Annotated in this window: 18 protein-coding genes; 6 read left to right on the top strand and 12 right to left on the bottom strand. The window is 35.8% G+C overall.

The annotated features are described in order from the left end of the window. Positions 1-92: 92 nt before the first annotated feature. Positions 93-746, bottom strand: a complete 654-nt coding sequence (locus B3P23_RS20995; RefSeq protein WP_293929338.1) for a hypothetical protein — start codon at positions 744-746, stop codon at positions 93-95. 472 nt (positions 747-1,218) lie between these two features. Here B3P23_RS20995 and B3P23_RS20990 point away from each other — a divergent pair, with 472 nt between their 5' ends. Next, a complete protein-coding gene (locus tag B3P23_RS20990) occupies positions 1,219-1,890 on the top strand; it encodes an SRPBCC family protein (RefSeq protein ID WP_293929336.1) in 672 nt (223 codons plus the stop codon). Positions 1,891-2,133: 243 nt separating this feature from the next. Here B3P23_RS20990 and B3P23_RS20985 read toward each other — a convergent pair whose 3' ends face one another. Beyond that, a complete protein-coding gene (locus B3P23_RS20985; RefSeq protein WP_293929334.1) occupies positions 2,134-2,583 on the bottom strand; it encodes a hypothetical protein in 450 nt (149 codons plus the stop codon). Positions 2,584-3,077: 494 nt separating this feature from the next. Between B3P23_RS20985 and B3P23_RS20980 the strand changes: the two genes are divergently transcribed. The 4 genes from B3P23_RS20980 to B3P23_RS20965 all read left to right on the top strand — a co-directional run bounded on the left by B3P23_RS20980 (position 3,078) and on the right by B3P23_RS20965 (position 6,736). Then, positions 3,078-4,133 (top strand): serine hydrolase domain-containing protein, encoded by a 1,056-nt coding sequence (locus B3P23_RS20980; RefSeq protein WP_293929332.1) that lies wholly within the window; start codon positions 3,078-3,080, stop codon positions 4,131-4,133. Between the two features lie 225 nt (positions 4,134-4,358). Further along, the gene (locus tag B3P23_RS20975; RefSeq protein WP_293929330.1) at positions 4,359-5,156 is read left to right on the top strand and encodes an alpha/beta fold hydrolase; all 798 of its coding nucleotides are present in this window, start codon (positions 4,359-4,361) and stop codon (positions 5,154-5,156) included. Further along, positions 5,146-6,255 (top strand): PAS domain-containing sensor histidine kinase, encoded by a 1,110-nt coding sequence (locus tag B3P23_RS20970; protein ID WP_293929328.1) that lies wholly within the window; start codon positions 5,146-5,148, stop codon positions 6,253-6,255. Before B3P23_RS20975 ends, B3P23_RS20970 begins: the two co-directional genes overlap by 11 nt. 202 nt (positions 6,256-6,457) lie before the next feature. Continuing rightward, on the top strand, positions 6,458-6,736 hold the full coding sequence (locus B3P23_RS20965) for a hypothetical protein (protein ID WP_045754808.1): 279 nt from the start codon (positions 6,458-6,460) through the stop codon (positions 6,734-6,736). 69 nt (positions 6,737-6,805) lie between these two features. On the opposite strand, the gene B3P23_RS20960 is transcribed toward B3P23_RS20965, so the two are convergent. From B3P23_RS20960 to B3P23_RS20940, 5 genes are all read right to left on the bottom strand, one after another. Beyond that, positions 6,806-7,351 carry a hypothetical protein gene (locus B3P23_RS20960; RefSeq protein WP_045754809.1) on the bottom strand — a complete coding sequence of 182 codons (546 nt, stop codon included), beginning with the start codon at positions 7,349-7,351 and terminating at the stop codon, positions 6,806-6,808. A gap of 274 nt (positions 7,352-7,625) precedes the next feature. After that, a complete protein-coding gene (locus B3P23_RS20955) occupies positions 7,626-8,342 on the bottom strand; it encodes a LytR/AlgR family response regulator transcription factor (RefSeq protein ID WP_293929325.1) in 717 nt (238 codons plus the stop codon). A 3-nt stretch (positions 8,343-8,345) separates the two neighbouring features. Next, on the bottom strand, positions 8,346-9,419 hold the full coding sequence (locus tag B3P23_RS20950; RefSeq protein WP_293929323.1) for a sensor histidine kinase: 1,074 nt from the start codon (positions 9,417-9,419) through the stop codon (positions 8,346-8,348). Position 9,420: 1 nt separating this feature from the next. After that, positions 9,421-11,718, bottom strand: coding sequence for an outer membrane beta-barrel family protein (locus B3P23_RS20945; protein ID WP_293929321.1), 2,298 nt, complete (start codon positions 11,716-11,718; stop codon positions 9,421-9,423). A 464-nt stretch (positions 11,719-12,182) separates the two neighbouring features. Further along, entirely contained in the window at positions 12,183-13,817 is a 1,635-nt protein-coding gene (locus B3P23_RS20940; RefSeq protein WP_293929319.1) for an alpha-L-fucosidase, read from the bottom strand. 263 nt (positions 13,818-14,080) lie between these two features. Here B3P23_RS20940 and B3P23_RS20935 point away from each other — a divergent pair, with 263 nt between their 5' ends. Beyond that, entirely contained in the window at positions 14,081-14,941 is an 861-nt protein-coding gene (locus tag B3P23_RS20935; RefSeq protein ID WP_293929317.1) for a helix-turn-helix domain-containing protein, read from the top strand. A gap of 88 nt (positions 14,942-15,029) precedes the next feature. Here B3P23_RS20935 and B3P23_RS20930 read toward each other — a convergent pair whose 3' ends face one another. The 5 genes from B3P23_RS20930 to B3P23_RS20910 form a co-directional block, all read right to left on the bottom strand. Next, complete coding sequence (locus B3P23_RS20930) at positions 15,030-15,839, bottom strand: penicillin-binding transpeptidase domain-containing protein (protein WP_414713167.1); 810 nt, start codon at positions 15,837-15,839, stop codon at positions 15,030-15,032. Between the two features lie 161 nt (positions 15,840-16,000). Then, positions 16,001-19,237, bottom strand: a complete 3,237-nt coding sequence (locus B3P23_RS20925; protein ID WP_293929313.1) for a PAS domain S-box protein — start codon at positions 19,235-19,237, stop codon at positions 16,001-16,003. Between the two features lie 427 nt (positions 19,238-19,664). After that, positions 19,665-20,108, bottom strand: coding sequence for a hypothetical protein (locus B3P23_RS20920; RefSeq protein ID WP_293929311.1), 444 nt, complete (start codon positions 20,106-20,108; stop codon positions 19,665-19,667). A gap of 13 nt (positions 20,109-20,121) precedes the next feature. Next, positions 20,122-21,219, bottom strand: a complete 1,098-nt coding sequence (locus B3P23_RS20915; RefSeq protein WP_293929309.1) for an efflux RND transporter periplasmic adaptor subunit — start codon at positions 21,217-21,219, stop codon at positions 20,122-20,124. A 12-nt stretch (positions 21,220-21,231) separates the two neighbouring features. After that, positions 21,232-24,375, bottom strand: coding sequence for an efflux RND transporter permease subunit (locus B3P23_RS20910; RefSeq protein ID WP_293929307.1), 3,144 nt, complete (start codon positions 24,373-24,375; stop codon positions 21,232-21,234). Position 24,376: the final 1 nt, after the last annotated feature.

The raw sequence follows: 24,376 nt of genomic DNA, 5'->3' as shown, positions 1-24,376 counted from the left end.
ATAAAGCGATCTTAACTATCATAATTGCTTTCACTTTGTCTAAATATAGTACTATAACACCAAACAAATTTAGTTAATTATGAAAAAGAAGATCATCTAATACTTTTAAGCTTACTTTCTAATCTTTTTGATAAAAAAATTAGATGATTTTTCTTAAGGTCTGTATTAAATTCATTATTAACAAATGAATCATTAATCGTTCCGTCGCTTTTTCTATAATTTCGTTCCATTACCTGCTCTCCCGCTAAAGCCAACTGTTCAAATGTACTAGGTTTAAAATTTCCGTTTACTTTTGTTCTAGGAATGATCATATTAGGCATAGACTCCAAATAAATATTCCATACTCCCTCCTCTTTAGCAGTATATAAAACTTGAATATAATCTAACTCTGCCAATGGACTTAAATCGCGATTGAGCAATAACAGATAACCTTTGTCACAGCTGCTATTTAAAAAAATTCGATCGTCGATTTGCCAGTCGCTAGTGTGCAGAAACTGAACGCCTTCAATACCGTCGTTAAGCCATGAAGTTATCGTCCGGTTTGCTGTTAATTTTATTTCCGTCTGTACCTGAGTATTATTTCTAGTTGTTTCACCTAAATTTCTGTTATTATGGTCGGATTGACATGCCACACTAAAAAGAAACATAACTATACTATTCAAAATAATATTTCTAATCATATTTACTTTATATAAATACTCATTTGTTAATTCGAGATCTTGCTTTGGATATATCACTACTTTCATGCCGAAATTCGAATCCACTGATTTATAAAAATTTATGGACAGAACCCTACATCTTACAAATTTATTTTCAATGGGCAATACGGCTATTACTGACCTGAAATACGAGTAAAATATGATCATAAGCCCATAATTTACTGGGAGATCTCCCTCTATTAAAGATGATGTTCGCGATAGATGATAAAGTATTAAATATTTTTCACCGTTTAACTTCGTGAGTGTCAAATAGACTATTACTGTAGACATCCGCGATCACTAGATGAGACTCCTTAAACATCAGTTATATAATAAGCACAAAATCCCTAAAGTTCACTTTTAGGGGTTTTAGAACTTCTGTAAAGAGATATGCCAATTTTTTCTGAAAGGATATCGACTAATACTGAATCTAAACTAACAAACTCCTGTTTGGTTTGTAATTATAGAAACAGTTTTGTGAAAATCAAAAAACTGTGATATCGTTAACTACATCATCCCTATGGAATTAAAACAAAACATCAGTAAGACGGAGCGTTTGATCACGATCCTATCATCTTCATATCTACTATATAAAAGCCTATCTGGCAAACAAAAGAATCCAGCTCTGGCTGCATCAAGCGCTTTGCTTTTATTAAGAGGTGCTGCGGGTTATTGCCCAGTTTATAATAAATTTGAGATCGACCATACAGATCAACCAACAGATGTAACTGTAGATTCGGTCATCACTGTCAATTACCCTCGTGAAGAAGTTTATGCATTCTGGCGTAAACTTGAAAATCTCCCACGCATAATGAAACATTTGGAACGTGTGAAAGTAATTGATGAAAAACATTCGGAATGGCAGGTTAAAACACCATCTGGAGTAGAGCCTCTGATATGGAAGGCTGCGATCAATGCGGATGTTGCCAATGAGCAAATTTCATGGTCAAGTATGGCTGATTCGTCGGTTCAAAATGCGGGAACTGTTAAATTTAAGGATATGGGAGAATCTGAAACTGAAATATCTTTTAAAATGTCCTATAAAGCTCCTCTGGGAGATATGGGTGCTGCAGTTGCTAAACTTTTAAATCCAGCTATTGAAAAAATGATCCATCAAGATTTTAAGAATTTCAAGGATTATATCGAATCTAATGATCAAAAAACAATTGAATCTGAAACTGCAAAAAAATAACTTCGCTTTAGATAATCGAAGTCAAGTGATTTGCTGACCGAAAAGCGAAAGCATAAAGAAGAAACCATAAAAACACATGACAAAGTGTATTTTGACAACGTCAAGCGATCGCATTTAATTTTCTTTAAACGCGAGCGCTTGACGATTTTTATGTTTAGAATGATGCACCTCTGAGATCTAATGCTAAAATTAATTGTAGCATTTGATCTCTATCCATGAGGGTCCATTACTATTTAATTAAGATCATTTCAATGTAGTATTGATCCACACATGATACGGGAATTTGATCAATTCTGACGGAGCTATATAATTTAAAATCAAACCTTTCTGATTACTTAAATATGTTTCCATATGTGCATCATCAGGGATAGAAACTGCTTCAAAAATAGCATCTTTATCAGTGGTATTGATATCGGCCTTGAGAACTTTTACTTTATTATCAATCAGCCAAAGTGCCAATTGCTCTCTTCCCATTTGTTTTAAATAACAAACCTCAGCATCGAAATTGTGTAGTTCATCTATAGCGCAATCTGGAAATACTGCTTTTAAGTAAAATTCATAAAGAGATTTATCGCCAGTACGAAGTGCATAGTTCTTGATAATGAGTCGATGTGGGTTGGTATCAAAATTAAAGTTGCCAGGATTTTCTAAAAATCCATAATACTCATTATAAAGGGTAATTCTCTTCTCCATATTGTTTTGCTGTACATCCATAATATCTTTTTTACTATATAAAACAAAGATCTCTCAAAGATGTTCACAAATAATTAACTAAAATGAAATAAGTAGAATCTATTCTAACCTGAATAAAGAAATTAATACGTGCAACTAGATATCCAAATAAAATCGACAGGACAGACGCTCACCTTAAATGTAACGTAAAAGAAAGGATACATTCTTGTTGTCCTAGTCATACTTTAATAGAATTGGAAAATAAATGATTAACATTTCCTTTTATATTAATTTTATTACTGTAACTTATTGACTCTCTACAACGTTATTTAAATGACAAAATAAAACTTTATGATAAAAGCATTCCTATTTTTAGTTTTTTTAAGTCTGCTATCGTTCTGCTTTTCTCAAAGATCCGTCAAAAGTAAAGATCAAGAGGTAGATCAATAGTGATGTTTGTGATGACGCAAAATAAAAAGCAAGATGATAAAATAAATACATATACCCATAGACCTATGATACAATTATTAAGATTTTTAGCATTTATATTTTTATCAGCTTCAGTATATTCGACTACCTATGGACAATTAAAAGATGATTATTCCGCTAAAATTGACAGTTTATTACAGACAACAGCCCCTAGAAGTTTTAATGGCGTTGTACTGATCACTAAAAAAGGAAAAATCGCCTACTCCAGAGCTTTTGGCTATTCGGATTTTGAGCATAAAATTCCTCTGAAAATAACCGATAAGTTTCGAATTCAGTCGAATAGTAAACAAATCACAGCAGTTTTAATTTTAAGAGAAGTTGACAAAGGAAATCTTTCGCTAGAAGTTCCCGTTAGAAAATACTTACCTCATATCACACAGTCCTGGGCAGACACCGTTACATTACATCATTTGTTAAATTTTTCGTCAGGGATAACGGATATTGACCAACCGTTAAATTTTAAACCGGGTACTGATTTTTTATATAATGTGATCTCGTACTCTATGCTAGGTCAAGTCATTGAAAAAGTAACTGGCAAAACATACATTGACGCCGCCACAGACTTGTTTGACGAGTTGGATATGAATAATAGCTTTTGTTATGAAGAACATAAAATGCAAAATAGATTGGTCAATGGATACACGAGTGCCGACAATATATTTAAATTAAGAGAACATCCTGTACAAAGAGAAGGGTGGATTGATTTTATTCCTGCGGGTGGAATTGTTTCAAATTTACAAGATCTTAATAATTGGGATATAAAATTGCATCATGGAAAAATATTGAAACCAGAGACGTATAAGCTAATGACCAGTTATAGTATAACAGCACAACATGAAGCTTTTGGTACAGCGCGTATTGGATATGGTTATGGTGTCTACGTCAATGACAAGACACCTGTAAAATACATCGGACATCCAGGAAAGGGATTGGGTTTTGCATCACTTAAAATTTATTTTCCTGAAAAAGATGTCGATATGATTGTATTAGAAAATCAATATAGTGATGACAGTAATCTTCATTACTATATTGAAAATAAAGTGAGAGAAATAGTCATGAATAGCAATTTATTGAATGAATAATACTGCTGTTTGATATCAATCCTTGGATATTTTACATTTTCTGTTTGTTGAGTACGTAGAGTATGTATTTTTGTGATGCATTCAAACTCTCTTTTGCAATATAGAGCTATTTACATTGTGTTATAAATGGGTTTATTGTATAGAAAATAAAAATTAAAGTTTTATTAGGTCATCAACAAATCGTAAATTAGATGAGATATATCACCTTAACCAAGATCTCTTCGTATGGGAATACTGAAAAGAAACAATGTTGTCGTAAGTGGAACTGGAGACCATGTCATGATGTTTGCTCACGGCTTCGGATGCGATCAAAATATGTGGCGTCATGTATATCCTTCATTCCAGGAGAACTACAAAACAGTACTTTTTGATCATGTAGGCGCAGGAAACTCTGATCTATCTGCATATTCTTTTGATAAATATGATCGTCTTGAGGGCTACGCAGAAGATATTGTAGCAATTGCTAAGGAACTAAAAATTAGCGACATTGTATTTGTTGGACACTCTGTGAGCGCTATAATGGGGCTTATAGCGGCGAAGATGGCTCCTGAAATTTTTAAGACACTGATTTTGGTAGCCCCCTCTCCTTCTTATATTAACCAAGAAGATTATATAGGAGGCTTTAGCCATTCAGAAATCGATGAGCTATTAGCATCATTAAATAATAACCATTTAGGTTGGTCAATGGCAATGGGCCCTGTCATCATGGGCAATCCTGACAAAAAGGAACTTGGAGCGGAACTCGCGAATAGCTTTTGTAAAACAGATCCCGAAATCGCAAAGCATTTTGCTCGGACTACATTTTTGACAGATAAGCGTGAAATCTTAGCAGATACAAGACATCCTGTGCTAATCTTACAATGTAGCAATGATGTGATTGCTCCAATTGAAGTAGGTCATTATTTGCACAGTAAAATACCGCTGAGTACACTTGTCATCATGGATGCAACTGGGCATTGTCCTAATTTGAGTGCTCCAGAAGAAACAATCTCAGCAATTAGCAATTACCTATATGACCAATAAGTTTATGCACCCTGACGCCGAAGATTTCGATGATTTCTTCGAATCGTCACGATGTGGTTTTGTCATTACGGATCCAACTGGAAATATTGCAAGGATCAACAAGCGCGCTACTACTTGGTTGAATACAGTACCTAATAAATTAGTGGGGCAGCGTTTTTCTAATATCCTAAGTGTAGGTGGAAGAATTTATTTCGAAACCCATCTTTGGCCATTATTGCGCTTGCAGGGACATTTTGATGAAATAGCACTTGAATTAGCAGATTCAGGAGATGGAAAATTACCTGTATATATAAATGGCTATGAAAGAAGAAATGATAAACAGCAGGTACTCTTCATACGCTTTAATATTTTTAGTGCATCAGATCGCCGACTGTACGAGGAAAATCTTCAGATGGCAAAACAGCTTGCTCAAGCTGAACTGAAAATGGAACAACAAAATGCCTTGATCCGCGAACAGTTTATTGCTGTACTCGGGCACGATCTGCGTAATCCCTTAGGTGGTATTATTAATGCGGCACAATTACTTGCTAGAAAAAAAATAGGACAGCCTGAAGAAAGACTTATTAATATAATTGAGAGTGGCTCCAGAAGGATGCACGAGATGATAGATAATATCATGGATCTTGCTCGTGGTCGTTTAGGAGGTGGATTTTTCATTACTCCGATTATATCTGATCTTGAAAAGTTACTGAATCAAGTTAGCGATGAGTTAAGGGTGACATATCCCGCGAGTATGATAGCATCAGATTTTAATATCAATCAACCCGTATCATGTGATCCTGGAAGATTAGCGCAGTTGGTGTCCAACTTACTTGGAAATGCAATTACACATGGATCTTATGATTCTCCTGTGATTTTACGTGCGACAACGACAAGTGATTATTGGGAGGTTATTGTCACAAATAAAGGAGAGCCAATTCCTGAAGAGGCATTGAAACATCTTTTCCACCCATTTCAACGTCAAAATAATCAAGCTAACCAGAATGGTCTTGGTCTTGGATTGTATATTGCTTCAGAAATAGCAAGGGCTCATAAAGGAACTTTGACTGTCAGATCAGATGCTCAAGAAACCTGTTTTACATTACAGGTTCCGCATTAGGCAGTATTTGATCAGCATCCGTGTTAAGATAAATTGAACATAGATAGTTGATATATCCTATTAAAGAACTCCCTCTGAGATCACTAACCGTAGAAAGTTATTACTTTACCGACTTTATACCTTGACCTACCTAATTCCCATAAGCACTGCAACGAAATAGCGCTACTTTTGATTCATAAATAAATACATAAACAGATTTATCATGAAAACTAAAACAATCTTCGACATCAATAGCAAAACAATTTCAAATGGTTTTCAAAAAGCATTTGATGCTCTTAGAAGCTCCAAATTGAAAGTTTCAGCTAGCACAGGAAAAGTGTACCTCCATATTTCTCTACTATGGGCGATCGTTATTGGTATCATATTTCCTGTATCACTTATCGGACTGTTGGTATTGACAGTATGTCTAAAACTGACTTTATCTATTGAACAAGATGTGCAACAACCAACAGGCAGTAATAGAATTATTGAATTAAAATAAGTAACCATGCAATCAATAGTGCTGTATAGCTTATTGATTGCATTATTTCTCTATACCATGTAGCGACTACTAAAACAGACCCTTAATAAAATTACCAATATCACCATTATCGTTTTCCCATGAATTTTTTGCAGTAGCCGCAGGATCCAAGATCACTTTACCCAAATCACTATTCTCATCAATACCTATTCCTCTCATTAGTGCTCCCCTAGCTTGATTGACGATACTATTATCCCCACCAAAAGGTTTCCCATTAAATATTTCTTTTACATCAATATGAGTGATATATTTCGGTAATATCAAAGAAATTCCTTTTGTAAATTTTGCAATTGCCAGATCAACCAGTGTTTGCGCTATTCCAATCATATCTTCCGTACACTCCGCATCAATTTGATTACTGATTTCCATTACTTGCCTATCGCTCTCATTTTTGTAATCCTCCGCTAATTTGAGTAAATTAACTAAGGGTTTTCCTGGTCCAGGATTATATTGCTCTGGATTTAACCCTTTGTCCACCTGATCTTTAATGTATAGTGCTACATCAGCTAATGTCTTATTCCAATTTTCCTTTGAAATTTGAATTTGCTCTTCTTTGAGCTTATCACAGTTTGCCATATTATTTTCTTTAACGAGGTTATAATTAGTTATTTTAATCCTTATCGCTTAATCTGAAAAGTAAACGTTGGCCTTGCTATCCAACATTCCTTATACTAATAGTACCAAAATCAGATGCTTCCCCTAATAGTGCGGACAAATGTTTGCTTGAATTCAATAGAAACTAGATAATTTACCTGTGAATAAAACTTGACTAAAAAATTGGCCCTAAGATGTAATTTAGAAAACTAAGAAAATAATGAGGTAAATAACTGAAGGAAAAGATTTTTTTAACCTATTGATGTCTTAAAATTAAAGTCATGACCTCATCTTTCAAATTGCGTGCGATAGGAATTTTGTAACTACCAACTTGTATCTGATTGCCTTCTATGGCAGAAATATTATTCATGTTGACAATGTAGGATCTGTGACAGCTAATAAACGGATGCTTTGGTAAAAGAGAAAACATTTGTTGAAGTGTACAATAGGTGATATCCTGACTGTGTAAGGTATGAACAATGACATAATTTCCCATACTTTGAATAAAAAGGATATCCTGTAGCATCACCTTTTTTAATTTTTTATCTACTTTAATAAAAATATGTTCCTCTTGTGCTTTTTTAGAGATATTCAAGCTATGCGCATGTGCTGTAGTGATGATTTCGTGGGCTCGATGGGCTGCCTTTAAAAACCTGCCAAATGGAACTGGTTTTAAAAGATAATCGACCACTTCTAATTCATATCCACGTAGTGCATATTTTTCATAGGCCGATACAATAATAATCTTTGGAGGACTGCTCAATGTGGCAATAAAATCTAAGCCCGAAAGTTCGGGCATCTCAATATCCAGAAAGATAAGGTCTACGTGCTCAGTATTGAGATATTCACTGAGTTCAATAGCATCTTCACACTCCGCCGTGAGTTTAAGAAAACTAATTTTCTCGATATAGGCAGCTATTCCTTTGCGTGCGAATGGCTCATCGTCAACAATGGCACATTTGATATCCATCATTCTTTACAAGTTTATGATTAATTCTGTTGAAAATAACTGTGGCTCCCTTTTAGATCTTAATATGTATTGATCAGGATATGATAAATCAAGCCTCTTTATAAGATTGGTCAATCCCGAACCAGATTTTACAGGCCCTCCAATCGGAATGCCCTGCTTATTCACTGTATATTCAAGCACAGTATTCGAAACCTTAAAAATTATCTCTTCACCTTGACGTTTTAGACTAATATCAATTTTATACTCACCTCTTACATACTTAAATGCGTTTTCGATGAGGGGCTGAAAAAGTAATGGAAAAATAGCAAGTCCTTCCCATTCGTCGTCAAAATCGGTATACACGGTTAATCTTTCAGTGAGTCTCTGCTGTTGAAAAGCGATATAGGATGTCAAATAGGTGATTTCCTGATCCAGTGACACTTTATCGTCAACATTATAGATTTGATAGCGCAATAATTCTGACAACTGCTCCAAGCTTCTTTTAGCCACAGTATTTGAGTCATCAACCTGAAAATATATGGTATTGAGGGCATTGAAAAGGAAATGTGGATGATATTGACTTCTTAATAATTGCAGATCGGTACCCAGTTTGTCTGCTTTGATTTGTTCAATATGAACCCTGCTATCTGTCAAACTTTTATTAATTACCTCATTTCTTAACAAGGTATAATAAAGTAATAACAAGGGAATATAAATGGCATTGACCAAAATATAATCAATAAAACCATCGCCCATGTAGACCCAGCCTAGGCGCTCACTGATGAAGATAATCGGATTAAGAATAACAATGACCTGAAGCAAGCCTATACTATATTCCTTCATAATATTCGTTGGAATATCATGAGCTCTAGAAAATAGTTTTTTGAGTCCATTGCGCCACATGAACGTGATAATATAGCAGATAGCTATCGAGATCATCAGTCCATTGGCGTGTATCCGAATACCACCTGACCAAAATTCATCTTTCTTTGTTAGATCAGTGACAATACGAAGGATATTAAAAGAAACAATACCCCATATGGCTGGCCCTACCTGATGTATTAAATTTACTTTTGGTTGTGAAGTTCTGGCTATCATCATATCAGTAACTAATTCTGTTATTTTCCTCTAAGCGGTTACCTATATTATTATTTTTAGGATCAGTTTTTCCTCCTTTATTCAACCTGTAAGAAAGATTAATCCCGAATGCTCTACTATCATAAGACTCTCGGTATTTTCCGTTCATTACATCTCCATTGAAGGTAATATTAGGTCTATTACTTCTAAAAAGGTCGTTGGCATAAATATACAAAGTAAATTTGTCTTGGAAAAAGGTTTTACGGAGTCCTGTATTGATAGACCACAAATGAGCAATATAAGCTTGACCCTCTGCCGTAGCACCATTGAAAAAACAATTAATTTCTAAATTTACTTTGGAAGGTAAATTAAATTGATTTTGTAATTGAATAGCAGGTGTCAACCGGCGATTGTGAAATACTTTATCCTTCGTGATCCATTCGAAGTTTTTGTACATTAAATTGGCATTTGCCTGTATATTCCAGCTGCGCATAGGTGATATAGTTGTCGCATTAAACCTTAAGCCAAAACCAGAAGCATGATCTAGATTCAGAGGCATTACTACCGTTCGATTATTATGGTCTAGATTGTAGCTTTTACTTATTGGATCTTGTTTTAGCGTGTAAGAAAACTGAAGTGAATACGTATTTTTAAAAACCCAAATCAATTCCATATTATTTACAAATTCTGGCTTTAGATCTGGATTTCCTTTTTCATAGAGATAAGGATCGTTTACTTCAACAAAAGGATTTAAATCTCTAAAGTTTGGACGATTTACTCTTCTATTATAATGTAATGATAGCTTTTGTTGAGTTGACATGCTATAGGTCATCGTCATATTTGGAAAAAAATTTTTATAGGATCTGAGTTGGTCATCATGTGTATCCGTATCGTTAGTAGCCAAACTGTTGAATGTGGCATGTTCATAACGTAATCCCATATCAAGTGTAAACACTTCTGATGTTTGATACTGCAATTGAAAAAACAATGATTTTAATTTCTCCCCATGCCCAAATCCATTACTGAGCTGTTTCTCTGCTTGCCATTGGTTATTTCGATACACATCATACAATGACTTTGTACGCATATTGACACGCGTATATTTACCTCCAAATGTCGACACTAGGTTTGAAATTATATTAAACTGATATTTACTCTGCATCGTGGTGATCTTCACCTGAACATCTGTATGACCAACTAACTCTTGCTTTTCGGATTTAAAGTTATCTACCAGCAATTTGTCAGACCACTGAACCTGCTGGTCTGACTGTCTAAAATCTTGACGATCGAAATAGTTTTCCCATTTTGAGTCTTTATCAATATTGGCAATTAAGAACGCACCTGTACTAAAATTTCTAAAGTTATGGTGCAGTAGATTACTCGTATTTATAACAGAATCAGGTTGTACCTTATGATATAGAAAAACCGAATTAACTTCTTCATCTTTAACTCGTCTGTTGTTATTAAGCAATACATACGCTCCTGTATTCACATGTTTAGTAGGGCTATAATCCAACGTACTGTTGTAATAATGGTTCATATAATCTTTTTTTCTAATAGCATCCATATCCAACTGTAAATCTTTAATGCTTTCTTTTGTATCATGATCCAGATACCTACTCGAAGTAATATCAACGAGATCCCGTCCCTTAGAATAGGAATATGAATTGGAAAGAGATACTTTTTTAATAGTTGTCTCAGCCATAATATGGTGTTGCATCCTATTGTATTTCCCTTGTTCCACCTGCGATGATATAATCACACGTATTCCATTTGATGCTTTAGTATTTCTTTTCAAATTTATAATGCGTGCATCACCTCCTGCATCTAACGTGGCATCGGGTTGTGTAATCAGCTCGACGATGTCTATGGAAGACGCTGGCATAGCCGACAGATAAGTGATCAGATTTTCTCCAGTTAAGAAGCTTGTTTTTCCATCGATAAGAAATTGTACACCCTCCTGTCCATTTAAACTTATTTTACCATTCGGCATAATCGTTACCCCGGGCATTTTCCGTAATACTTCTAAAGCATTTCCACTGGAATTTAGAGCTGTTTTTGACACTTCATAAGTCAGTTTTCCAGCGGTTAGTTTAATGGGATTGAATCTCCGAAAGATATTCACTTCTCCTATCTCGATAACCTTTTTCTTTATTGATGTGTCTCGCAAGAGATATAACGAGTCCGACCGACGATAGATATCATTATTCTCTGCATTGTTATATTGATCCATATCAAAAGCTCTAATTTGAACTTCTGCTTGTAATGATTTAAGAGAATACAGCATAATAGCCGATACCAAACAACTAAACCTCCAATTCATATTGCTTATATTTTTTACGAATCTATAGTCCCACAGAAAATCTATTAAATAATTTATTCGAACAGTCGTATATACGGGATGAATGGTAACATAAGTGCCATTGCAGAGATATGCACATGATCTCATTTTATGATTTGTTTCAGCACAAAGACGTCACAAGCAGAGCTTCTTATTATAAGTACCAAACGTTTGTCGATTTGAAGATTTCGTTACTGAGGGTATTTTTAACGTGTACTATATGGGTTAAAAGGGAGAATGCAAATCTTATAATTTGCGCTAGAAAGTAGGTGGATAACATATGGAAATAGCTTTACAGGAGGGAGGTCATCGCAACTTTATATCGACCAAGAAGTCGAAGAGAGCGAACTACTTTTAATATCGAAGGAGGATAAAGAATTAATCAACCCTATTACTTTAGCGTATCATCAGGAAATTTGATCCAATCATTTCCTGATGATATTTATTTAAGAAATTTTTAAGACTGTTGCATTTTCATCTTGGATCAAATCTGTTGGCATTTCAACCACTAGGCCATGATGATCCTGCTTAAATTGCACAGAACCCTTGTACCCCAATATTGTGACATTTGTGATCACCTTGGCATTGGGAGCATTTTTAGCTAAAGATGCAACTGTAACCGTCTGCTTATCGGACCTCCCCATTCTCATGACGTAAATGGTGTCTTTTTTTGTTGTAAATCTAAAATCTTCACTTGTCAAAGGTTTCCCTTTCCCCTCATTAAAACCCTGTGCATGCAATTCGGGAGCATGCTCTAGCGCTGGTCCTTCGCCAAAAATATGCCAAGGTCTAGTTCCTATTATAGCTTCTGAGTTAACCTTCATCCATGATGAAATGCCTTCAACTACAAACTGCGCTTTATCGTCAAGGGATCCATCTCCACGCAACGGAACACTCAATAGCAAGTTACCATTTTTGCTGACCACATCGATCAGCATATGTAAGATAGTTTTTGCAGATTTATAAAGATTATTATCATAAATGCGACGGTCATAATGCCATGCTCCAATACAAGTGCAGGTTTGCCAAGGCAGTGGTTCAATTTTATTACTTTGCCCACGTTCAATATCCCAAACCATACACTTACGTTGTTGCTCGTCTAAGATCTTACCATTGATTACCACTTCAACCTTACCGTTATTTTCCTTGGCACTTTTATTATAATAGTGAGCTGCAATATCCAATCCAACGTTGCTGATAGGCCAAAGTGGCAACGCAGTATCATCGAAATAAACAATATCGGGATGATAATTATCGATCAGCTCGAAAGTTCTATCTCTAAAATTTTCGCAATATGCCTTTGAAGGAATACTAACTCCGGAGTCGACATCCCAATGCCATTGTTGATGTATGCTATGATCCTGCTCACTGTCTCTACTGAGCGGATGGTTTTGAGCATACAGTTCCTGCGGATCATATCCCTCCCACCATTTACCTTTACCGTCAGCCTGGGTTAGATGACCATCATAAGGTACTCCTTTATATTGGCCTTTTTTATCAGCGCGTTGTGCCGTTTCATACCATGTCCAAGCATGTGCAGCGTGAACACTGACACCAAATTTAAGTCCTCTTTTCTTTGCAGCTGTGGCCCAGCCTTGAACAATATCTTTTTTAGGTCCAACATGTACACTATTCCACTTATGGTTTGTACTCTTGTACAGGTCTAAGTTATCATGATGATTAGCTAATGCCATAAAATATTGAGCTCCCGTATTTTTATATAAATCCATTAAGGATTCTGGATTCCATTTCTCTGCTTTCCATTCATGGATAACATCTTTAAACCCAAAAACTGATGGATGCCCATATTTTTCGATATGATAATGATACTGATCAGATCCTTCTTGATACATTCCGCGAGCATACCAATCACCTCGTTCCGGCTGACATTGAGGGCCCCAGTGTGCCCATATACCAAACTTGGCATCTCGGAACCATTCAGGCACACGATATTTTTCCAACGATTTCCAATCTGCTATAAATGGCACTTTCCCCCAATTCCCTATTGCAGAAATAGGCGTGCTCAGATATAATGTAGGTATCGCAGTTCCTAAAATCTTAATTACAGTTCTTCTGTCCATAGAAAAAATATTTTAATAAAATATAATCGAAAGGACTTTGCTGAATATGAACAGCATACATCCGGTCTATAATGGTTTATCTTGAATACATTCAAAATTAGTAGTATTATTGATTAGACTTGATAACGTTATCGATAAAGAATAGCACAATATCGACTTTTAAAGTTTATTGAAAATAATATATCTTTATATCAAAGTATCCATCTAAACAAAGTATATTATATCTGCTTTTATTATTTAAGTAGAAGAGGAAAACACAACACTTGAAAAACGAAAGACATCAATTTGATTTTATTCTATTAAATATTGGCTATGCAAAGCATGATGCTGATTGGAATTGGAAAAACGTCAGTAGCCCCTTTACACGCATTCATTGGGTCAGGAGCGGAACAGCTTGGCTGCATACTGGAAATACAAAATATCAACTTAAAGAAGATTGCCTTTATTTGACCCCCTCATACACAACTCATAGTTATGAATGTAGTGGTGAGCTTGAACTATATTATATTCATATTTATGAGAATTTAGAAAATACATCCAGTCTGTTTGACCAAATGTCTTTTCCTGTTGAGATACAAGGTGATCCTCTCCTATTAAGCCTAATAGAACGTTTAATTGCTATAAATCCTGAACGAGAATTATCCATATATGATCCTGATGCTTACGACAATGCTAATGAATTGATAAGAAATATCGCTGTACAGGCAAACACTTCACACGCTATTGATCTTGAAAGTCATGCTATAATCCAGCTATTGATAGCTCGCTTTTATACCTATGCGACAGAAAAATTGCCGCACGTAGATAAAAGGATGTCAAACGTGATAGATTATATTCATAACCATATCCACTGTTCTATTCGCATTTCTCAATTAGCTGAAATTTCTTGCTTGACCAAGGATCACTTTATACGTCTTTTCAAGAAGCAATTTAATGGCACACCAATAACGTACATAAACCAAAAAAAAATAGAAAAAGCTCAGCTCATGATGTTGCTCGAAAATTATAGTATTCAAGAAATTTCCTTTCAACTCGGATTTGAAAATGTTTCCTATTTTAATAGGCTTTTCAAAAAAATCACGGGAGAAAATCCTACTAACTATAGAAAGCGATTCAATATTTAATAACAGTATACCGCATCATATTTTTTATACGATGGATGATTATGATGTAATCGACCGGCATCAATTAATGATTACGCGATACGGATGATCACAGCATATGTAGTTCTTTTAGAATCTTCAATGTTATCTCTTTTCTACATTTACTAAAATTGACATTGATATCAGTTCGATCTTTAATCAGACGCGTTGCAAAGAAATAAACATGATCTTGCCGTTCAACATATCCAACCCACCAACCAATATCTTTTCCAGCATCGCGCGTCCATCCTGTCTTTGCTCTGATGGTATATGCTTTGGTTTTAGTTTCAATCATCATTTCTTTGAGAATCTCAAAAGAACTCTTTTTAAATGGTAAAGTTTCATGATACACAGCAAGTAATATTTCGATTTGATTGACTGGCGAAATAGCAAAGTTTCCAAAATTCCAAAAATCATCGTCATTGACACTTAGATCCACATTACCGTAATGACAAGCATTCAAATACGACTTATACCGTTCTTTACCGATTATCTTTGCCATCTCAACATAAGCCCAACCAGCAGATAATTTAAATGCTTCTTTCATACTGATGTCATGATAAATATCGGGTCGATAACCATATTTGACCGTATCAGTTGAACCAGGCCATTTGATGATGTGTTTTTCACTTGAGACGACACCAGTTTCAAGAGCGATTAATGTATTGATAATTTTAAAAGTAGAAGCTGGTAAGCTGGGCTGATTACTATCACTCATATCGCTAGAAATCCATTTTCTTTCCTTAAGATCATATATGGTAATACTCCCCTTTATGTTGCAATCTTCAAATGGTTGGGCAAGATTAACCTGTGCATTAGTCTTTATGACGATTGTACTGATCGCAAAGAGTATTAAGATAATCTTTCTCATGGATGATATTGGTTTCAATAATTTTGATAGATTTACCGCAAAGTACAAGAATATTTATCCTTCTTTAGACAGTCCTGTCCTATAATTTTCAAATCCATCCAAAATGTTGCAATTAGCTATTATCTCACCATACTTGACATCAATAAAATATATAAGTTTTGAGACGATAACTATTGCTTAAGCCATTTACCAATAATTTCTCGCAATGTTTGTTCAATAACTGGCTTCACAACAAAATCATTCATTCCTACTGCCAAACATTTATCTTTTTCACCCTTCACATTTCCTGCCGTTAAAGCAATTATTGGTATCTGTATGCCCGTTTCTTGATTTCTTATTTCCTGAGTTACTTCGTATCCATTCATTTCTGGCATTTGAATGTCCATCAAGATTAAATCTATATGATTTTCTTTAAAAAGTTTTAAACCCATAAAACCATCTACTGCTTCTAAAATTTCAGCATTTGGTAGGATATTTCGAACAAGTGTAGCTGTTAAAAGCATATTAAATTCATTATCTTCAACAATGAGCACTTTAAAATTGTATTTATGAACACTTTCCTTTTTTAACAAAGTTGTTCCTTGACTCTGTGCCATAAGCTGCACGTCTGACAAGGTTTTAAACAAATTTTCAAACAGTATAGGTTTAATCATCCAATGATGTAAATCTAGCTCTTTACAAATCTTGCCTATATCGTCTTTAAAATCATCAAACACTAAAATAATAGGTTGATCTAGGTCAGAATAAATCAATTTCTCTCTTATCTTTTTAATTGTTTCGATCCCACCCATAATGGGTATTTTATCATCGATGATAATAACGTCGTAACGATTTCCTGCCATCAATAGTTGCAACACTTCAAATCCATTGTTCCCTTGAAATACATTGATCTGTTTAAGCTTTAACTTCTGAACTAATGTTAATCTACTCGCTTGGTCGCTGTCAACAACCAGAACATTTTTAATTTGATCTAAATTCTTCCAATCTTGTGATTCGCCTTCCAATGATCGAAGTGTAATATCAAAAAAGAATAAGCTGCCGACACCATAAGTACTTTCTAATTGCAGTTTGCTACCCATCATATTCAGTAACTTATTTGATATGGTAAGGCCCAAACCTGTTCCGCCATAGCGCTTGGTAGTGGAAGTATCTTCTTGCGAAAATGCGTCAAAGATCTTTTCTTGCTTATCGACTTTTATACCGATTCCAGTGTCCCGAACACCAAAACGAAGGGTTGAAAACTGATCATCATGAAATAAAACTTCTACACTCAATTCGATTGTTCCTTTTTCCGTAAATTTAGTCGCATTGCTCAGAAGATTCATCAGTACTTGTTTAATACGTAAAGAATCAATCCAAACATAATGCGGAACATCTGGAGACACATTTAAATTTAATTCCAGTTTTTTTGACTCCATCTGAAAATTCAGAAAACTAGTCACTTGCTCCAGCAGCTCATAAAGTTCACTTCTTTCAATATCTAATTCCAACTTTCCAGCTTCAATCTTTGAAAAATCTAGAATATCATTGATAATACTTAATAAAAGATTAGCAGACTGATCAACTATTGCTAAGTAGCCTTTTTGAGTGTGATCCAATTCTGTTCTGGTCATCAGATCTGTAAATCCTATAATTCCATTTAAGGGCGTTCGGATTTCATGACTCATATTGGCTAAAAACTCTGATTTCGCTATATTGGCCTGCTCAGCAAGAAGTTTAGCTCGTTCTAATTCTTCCCTTTGATTAATGATTTTGCTAATATCAGTTGCTATACACAGATATCCAATGATAATTCCAGCGATATCCCGGATAGCTGTAATCGCTAAAGAAACATACAATGAAGATCCGTCTTTTCTAATATAGGTCCACTCCCTTTGCTCTGCTCCATAAATTTCGGGTTTTTCGACAAGAGCACGAAACCCCTTCACCTCGAAACCTAATTCTTCTTCAAGTTCCTTTGCACGAGATACAATTTCACCTTCTTTATGAAAAATTACCGGACTCAATTTACCGATTATTTCTTCACTATGATAGCCTAGTATATTTTCTGCTCCTTTATTAAATAGCGTAATTATACCTTGGGTATCGGTTGAAATAATACCAACAGCTGAAGTCGCTTCCAACACATCTTCGAGCAATTTTTTTGATTTAGCAGATTCTGCTTCAATCCGCTTACGCTTATCAATATCTTGAAAAGTCCCATATATGCGGATACAAGTTCCCTGCTCAAATTCGGCGTAGCCAAGCGCTCTCACCCACAATTCGACACCTTTAAATGTAATTATTTCTAATTCCAGATCCCAAGATTCTCCTTTGGAAATTGCTTTTTGGATAGCTTCAAGAATTTTGTCTCGACTCTCATTAGCTTTATAAAATTCGAGAGCTTTATCAATATCTGGTTGATAATTGTTAGGTACCTCGTGTATTTCTTTCGTTATTTCGGACCAAGATAATTCTTTACTCAAAAGACTATATTCCCAACCTCCTATACGAGCGACTCTTCCGGTCCTAGCCAGCATAGCTTGCGTTTGCTTTAAATCCTTCTCTAAATAATGTTGCTCGGTGACATCAACAGCATTGCCTATAATATAGGGGTTCTTCTCACCCTTATTTTGCAGAATATTATTGAAAAGCCAAATACGCAATTCTCCCGATTTTGTAGCAGTGCGCATTTCACCCTTTACCGTACCTTTTTGAACAATCTCATGAAGATAGCCTATCAAATTTTGATGTGCTTCGTGTGGAATAATATCAAACAAGGACATGTTTTCAATTTCAGATCTGGAATAACCAAGAATCGCCGCACCTGCATCATTCACAGTGAGCATATTACCTTCCAGATCATGTGTACACATCAGTCCCTGAGAATTATCAAAAAAAGCTTTTAACTTTTGCTCACTTTCCTTATAACTTTCTTTTTCTTTTCTGTTGACAATAAGGGCCATTGCCTCATCACGTAAGAGTGAAAGTGCTTTCTTTTGATCATCATTAAGCATCCTAGGGATTGTATCGATTACACACAATGTACCTAAAGCATAGCCATTGGGATCTATTAAAGGAAATCCGGCATAATAACGGATATGCGGATCAGCCGTGACGAGTTCATTTTCTTTAAAACGTTCATCCTCCGTAGCATCATAAACCTCCAAAAAATTATCTCCAGTAATAACATATCTGCAAAATGCTAAGTTACGTGACGTTTCTTGCACATCGAGCCCAACTCTGGATTTAAACCACTGCCTGTCTTTGTCAATCAATGATATAAGTGAAATCGGTGCTCCACAAACCAAAGAAGCTATCGTTGTAATGCGATCAAAGTCTTCTTCTATCTCTGTATCTAATATTTCATACTCGTGTAATGCACGAAGTCGCTCCGATTCATTATGGGGTAAAGGCGGATTGTTCATTGCTCTATTTTGAGTTAATTACCTTGAATATTCTACTTATTAAACAATCGAAAAGCACAACTACTCCTATCCCAAACCTATTCTCGATCAAGTCATTAAAAGCTATGTCTAAAAATTTAAAAGCAATTTATGATTCTTTTTTAACATATCTAATAACAAAAAGTTTTAATGTGAAAAATATTTAATTTTTCTAAAAAATAACAAGGTAAAATATTTCTAGTATAGATGGTATAAAATAACTAAGCATTGGAAATTATTATAATATGGGTTATAAAACAATAAGGCCTGGTTATGATCAAGTTTAAATCTATCTTGATTTAGCCGCGTCAAACACGTATTTCCTGTTCAGAAATTTGAAGATCAACTTAAAAAAGTTCTTATCAGCTGAGTAGCAACTGACAAGAACTTTTATCTACTTGAACTTCTTTTATTGCGCCGATCTTAGAAATGCGTCATAATTATGTTTACTTTCAAAGTAAGCAACTTCATCTTGATTGCCGATCAAGACAATGTATGCAGTAGCCTTATCTACCTTTTTTAAGCTATATGGATCAATTGCCATGCGCACTTTTGCATCATTAGGAATGCGTTCTTTGCACATTTCGCAACAGCCATAATACATCTTCCCTTCAAAAGGGACCTCCAGCTGTTGCTTGCCCATATACTCATCATTGACCATACAGACCAAATTATTAGAGACTTGATCCCCTTTGTTCGGCCTGGATGTAGCGATCACTTTATGATCAGCAAGCTCCTTTTGAAATGGTTCACCGCCAATTGCACCAGTCTCCTTTGGCGCATTATTATTACAAGATATGAATACGATGGTAGCAAAGACCACCATCGTAATTTTATTGAATTGTTTGATCATGTTATTCATTAATTTATTTATTTGGAATGGGTGTACCCTCCTGTATTTCTTCATTACCCAATTTAAGGATCATATCATTTTCAGTTAAGTCACCGACTACCTCTACCCGATCGGACATTACCCGACCTTTACTGATAGGTATTTTCTTGGCCTTGCCCGCTTCAACAGCGATCACATACATCCCCATATTACTATCAACTATAGCAGATTTGGGAACAAAGAATGTCGCTTCGCTATTTTGCAGTGGGATCTGAGTTTCTGCAATCATAAAAGGCTTCAATACATGATTTGTATTTATAAAATCTGCTTCTACTTTTTCTGATCGCAACTTAAGATCTAGACTACCCGATTTACGGCTTATTTGAGCAAAATATTTATGCTGAGGCTGTGATCTGACATAAAATTGAATGGTATCACCAAGCTTGATAAAAGGTGTATTAGCTTCAGGAATAGAAATATTAAGTCTCAATTTTTGATTGTTCTGCACGACCAATAAAGGCGATTTGCCCATGGGGCCAACATATGCACCTAGATCGACATTTCGATCTGTAATTATACCGTTGAATGGAGCACGGATCACCAAATAATCGTCTATATTTTTAATTTCACTATAAGCAGATTCTGCTGCTGCCAATTGTGCCTGATCCGACAACTTTCGTGCAGCAATCTGATCCATAGCATCCTGTGCAATAGCACCTTCGGTTTCATTAGCGTTAACCATACGATCATAGGTCGCCAAAGTAGCCAAGTATACCGCTCGTTGTGCCTTAAGTTTGGCTTTAGCTGTAGCGACTTGAGATTGGATTTCTGGAGCTTCTAAAGTCATCAAAACCTGTCCCGCGACAACTCGATCACCAATATCAACTCGTATATTTTTAACATAACTGTTTACTTTGGCAAACAGCTCAGTACTCTGATCAGGCAACAATTCACCCGCTAATTTTAAGATGACCAAAGGATTGATTTTTTGAACAGCAATGGTTTCAAAAGGGTTCATCATGGCAGCTTCCTTTTCCATGTTCTTTTCCTCTTTAGGTTCTTTCTCGGAATAGGCACAACCTGTAAAAATAAATACGGACGCTAGCAGCGCTATATAAATTAAGTTTTTCATTTTTTCTGTTTTCTAATTATTAAAATGGATACTATTCTCATCTTCAGGATCTAGCGATGGTGACTGAATCTTACTTTTGCCCATTACCCAGGCAAATACCAGTGGGAGGATGATCAGTACCGAAAATGTAGATGCCACCAATCCGCCTATTATAGCTCTACCCAAAGGTGAAACTTGATCACCACCTTCGCCAAAACCGATCGCCATGGGCAACATACCTGCTGTCATTGCTAGCGTAGTCATAATAATGGGTCTAATGCGCAACCCTGTTGCTGTAATCGCAGACTGAAAAGCATTTTTGTTTTCTAATCGCAAGGTTTCTGCATTACTGATCAGTAACACGGCATTGGAAATCGAAACTCCTATCGCCATGATGATACCCATATAAGATTGCATATTGATCGTAGATCCTGTTAATTTCAGCAACAGCAGAGAACCAAATATCACGAATGGCACAGTTGTCAAAATGGTTAATGAAACTTTGAATGATTGAAAATTTGCTGTTAGCATGAGAAAGATGACAACAATAGCGATCAATAATCCACCTGACAGGCTCTTCATTGTATTATCTAAAACTGGAGCCATACCAGCCACTTGAACAGTGACACCTTTGGGCAATTCGCCTAAAGAATCAATCGCTGCCTGTACATCTTTTTGGGCCCGACCTAAATCTGTCTGATGGACATTGGCTGTTACTGTGGTATAGCCCATCGTTCCCAAATTGTAGCTTTCTCCTAATGTTTTGACAGCTGTTATAGTAGCCACATCACCTAAAACTGGTCTATCAGCATTTTTTGACAAGGGAATATTAGCCAACTCATCTTGGCTATTGAGCATATTTTGTGGCATCTGTACCTGTACATCGTAAGCAATTCCCATCATCCCCCCAACCCACATATTTTTACTCGTATAGCGAGAAGAGGCTGTACTGGCGACCAATGATCTGGAAATATCCTGCGCATCTAAGCCCAACTGTGCAGCCCTATTTCTGTCAATATTAATTTCTAAAGCCGGATAATTCATAGATTGTGGTATTTTGATATCACGTAAATAATCCAATTCTTTCAGCTTCATCATCAATTTATTGGCAGACATAGCATTCATCTTCTTCATCATGCCCGAGATACGAATCTCAATAGCTGTATTTGCACCTTGACTTAAAATTTTCTCTGTCAGTTCGATCGGTTCAAATGATAATTTAAGTTCTGGCATTGTTTTTTTAAGATGAGCTCTTATTTCATCTTTTAGGACGTCCGAATTTCCTTTATAATCTTTTAATGCTACCTGAAGTAAAGCTTCATGTGGACCAGCATTGTAAAGATAAATAGGACTTACAGCAAAAGAAGATGGATGCAGCCCTATGTAAGCCGACGAAATTGCTATTTTATCTTTGCCGATCAAGTTATTCAGCTGCTGCAATACCGCCTTTACTTTTTCTTCCGTTTTTTCAATTCTCGTTCCCTCAGGTGCTGTTATCCTAACTTGAAACTGGCTCGAGTTTACATTCGGAAGGACATCTTTGCCTGTAAGCTGATACATAATAGCTGCCAAAGCAAGAATAAGCACCAGGCTAAAAGAAACGATCAACCTTTTATATTCCATTAACCTTTTTAGCAGATTGGAGTAGCGATCTTTAAATCGATCAAAAGCTTTCTCTTTACTCTCCCCACCTGTCCCATGATTATTTTTCATAATCCAATTAGCCATGATAGGAACAAAAGTCTGTGACATGAGATAGGATATAATCATAGAGAAACCAATCGAAAGTGCCAATGGCATAAACAATGAACCAGGTATCCCAGTCATAACCAATGCAGGGGCAAATACAGCAAGAATACAAAGTAATATCAGTAATTTTGGAAAAGCTATCTCCATACATGCATCCCAGATCGCTCTTGCTTTTGTTTTTCCCATGGCAAAGTGCTGATGAATATTTTCGATCGTTACCGTGCTCTCATCAACCAAAATACCAATCGCCAATGCCAACCCAGACAGACTCATGATATTGATAGTCTGTCCAAATAATTTAAGAAATAAAACACCAGAAATAATCGATATTGGAATGGTTAAAATAACAATCAAAGCTGCCCGCTTATCTCTTAAAAATAAAATGACCATTAAACCTGTTAACAAGGCACCCAATACCCCCTCTATGATCAAACTTTTCACCGCATTGATGACGTATACGGATTGATCAAATTCGTAGGAGATGGTGACATCATCTGGTAGATTTTTTTGAATATCAGGAATGACCTTTTTAAGATTTTGTACAACATCATATGTAGATGCTTTCCCCGATTTAGCAACATTGATATAAACCGAACGTTTACCATCTATTAAAGCGTATCCTGCAGTGATGTCGGCACCATCTTTTACTGTTGCCACATCTCTCAAGTATACATTATCGACTTGTCCTTTGAATAGTGGGATATCACCAAACTCCTCAACTGTTTTTAATGTATTGTTGGTCGGCGTCAGATAGTTGATATCATCTATATACACGTTTCCGGATGGAGAGGTAATATTTTGACGACTGATAATTTCCACGATCTGTTCTGGTGAGAGCTGATGAACGCGTAATTTATTAGGATCAATATTAATTTCAATAGTACGTGGACTACCTCCAAATGGTGGTGCTGTGGTTAATCCGGGTATAGCAATTAGAAAAGGACGAGCAGTAAAATTGGCGATGTCCTGTAGCTGATTATTCGTTTTCGTTTCACTTCGAAACACCAATTGCCCCACCGGCTGAGAAGAGGCATCAAATCGAATAATAAAGGGTGGCGGAGCACCATGAGGCAAAAACACTTGTGAACGGTTGGATAATGCAGTCAGCTGTGCGATCGCTTCACCCATTTCAGTTCCTTCGTAAAAATTGACCTTCATTAAGGTCAAACCTTGTGTATTTTTTGTTTCAATACTTTTTATACCATTTGTAAAAAGCATCATATTGACATACATTTTAGTAAAATAGCCCTCCATCTGCTGCGGAGTATACCCATTAAATGAATGCGCTACATAGACAACAGGTAGGTTCATCTCGGGTAGAATATCTACCTGTATTTCTTTTGCAGCTCGTATCCCGAAGAATAAAAGCCCCAGTACCATAACCATAATGGAAATTGGTTTGCGAAGTGCAAATCTGATTAAATTCATC

Source organism: Sphingobacterium sp. UBA6320, assembly GCF_002440335.1.
GTDB lineage: Bacteria > Bacteroidota > Bacteroidia > Sphingobacteriales > Sphingobacteriaceae > Sphingobacterium.
This window is presented reverse-complemented; position numbering and strand designations above follow the sequence as displayed.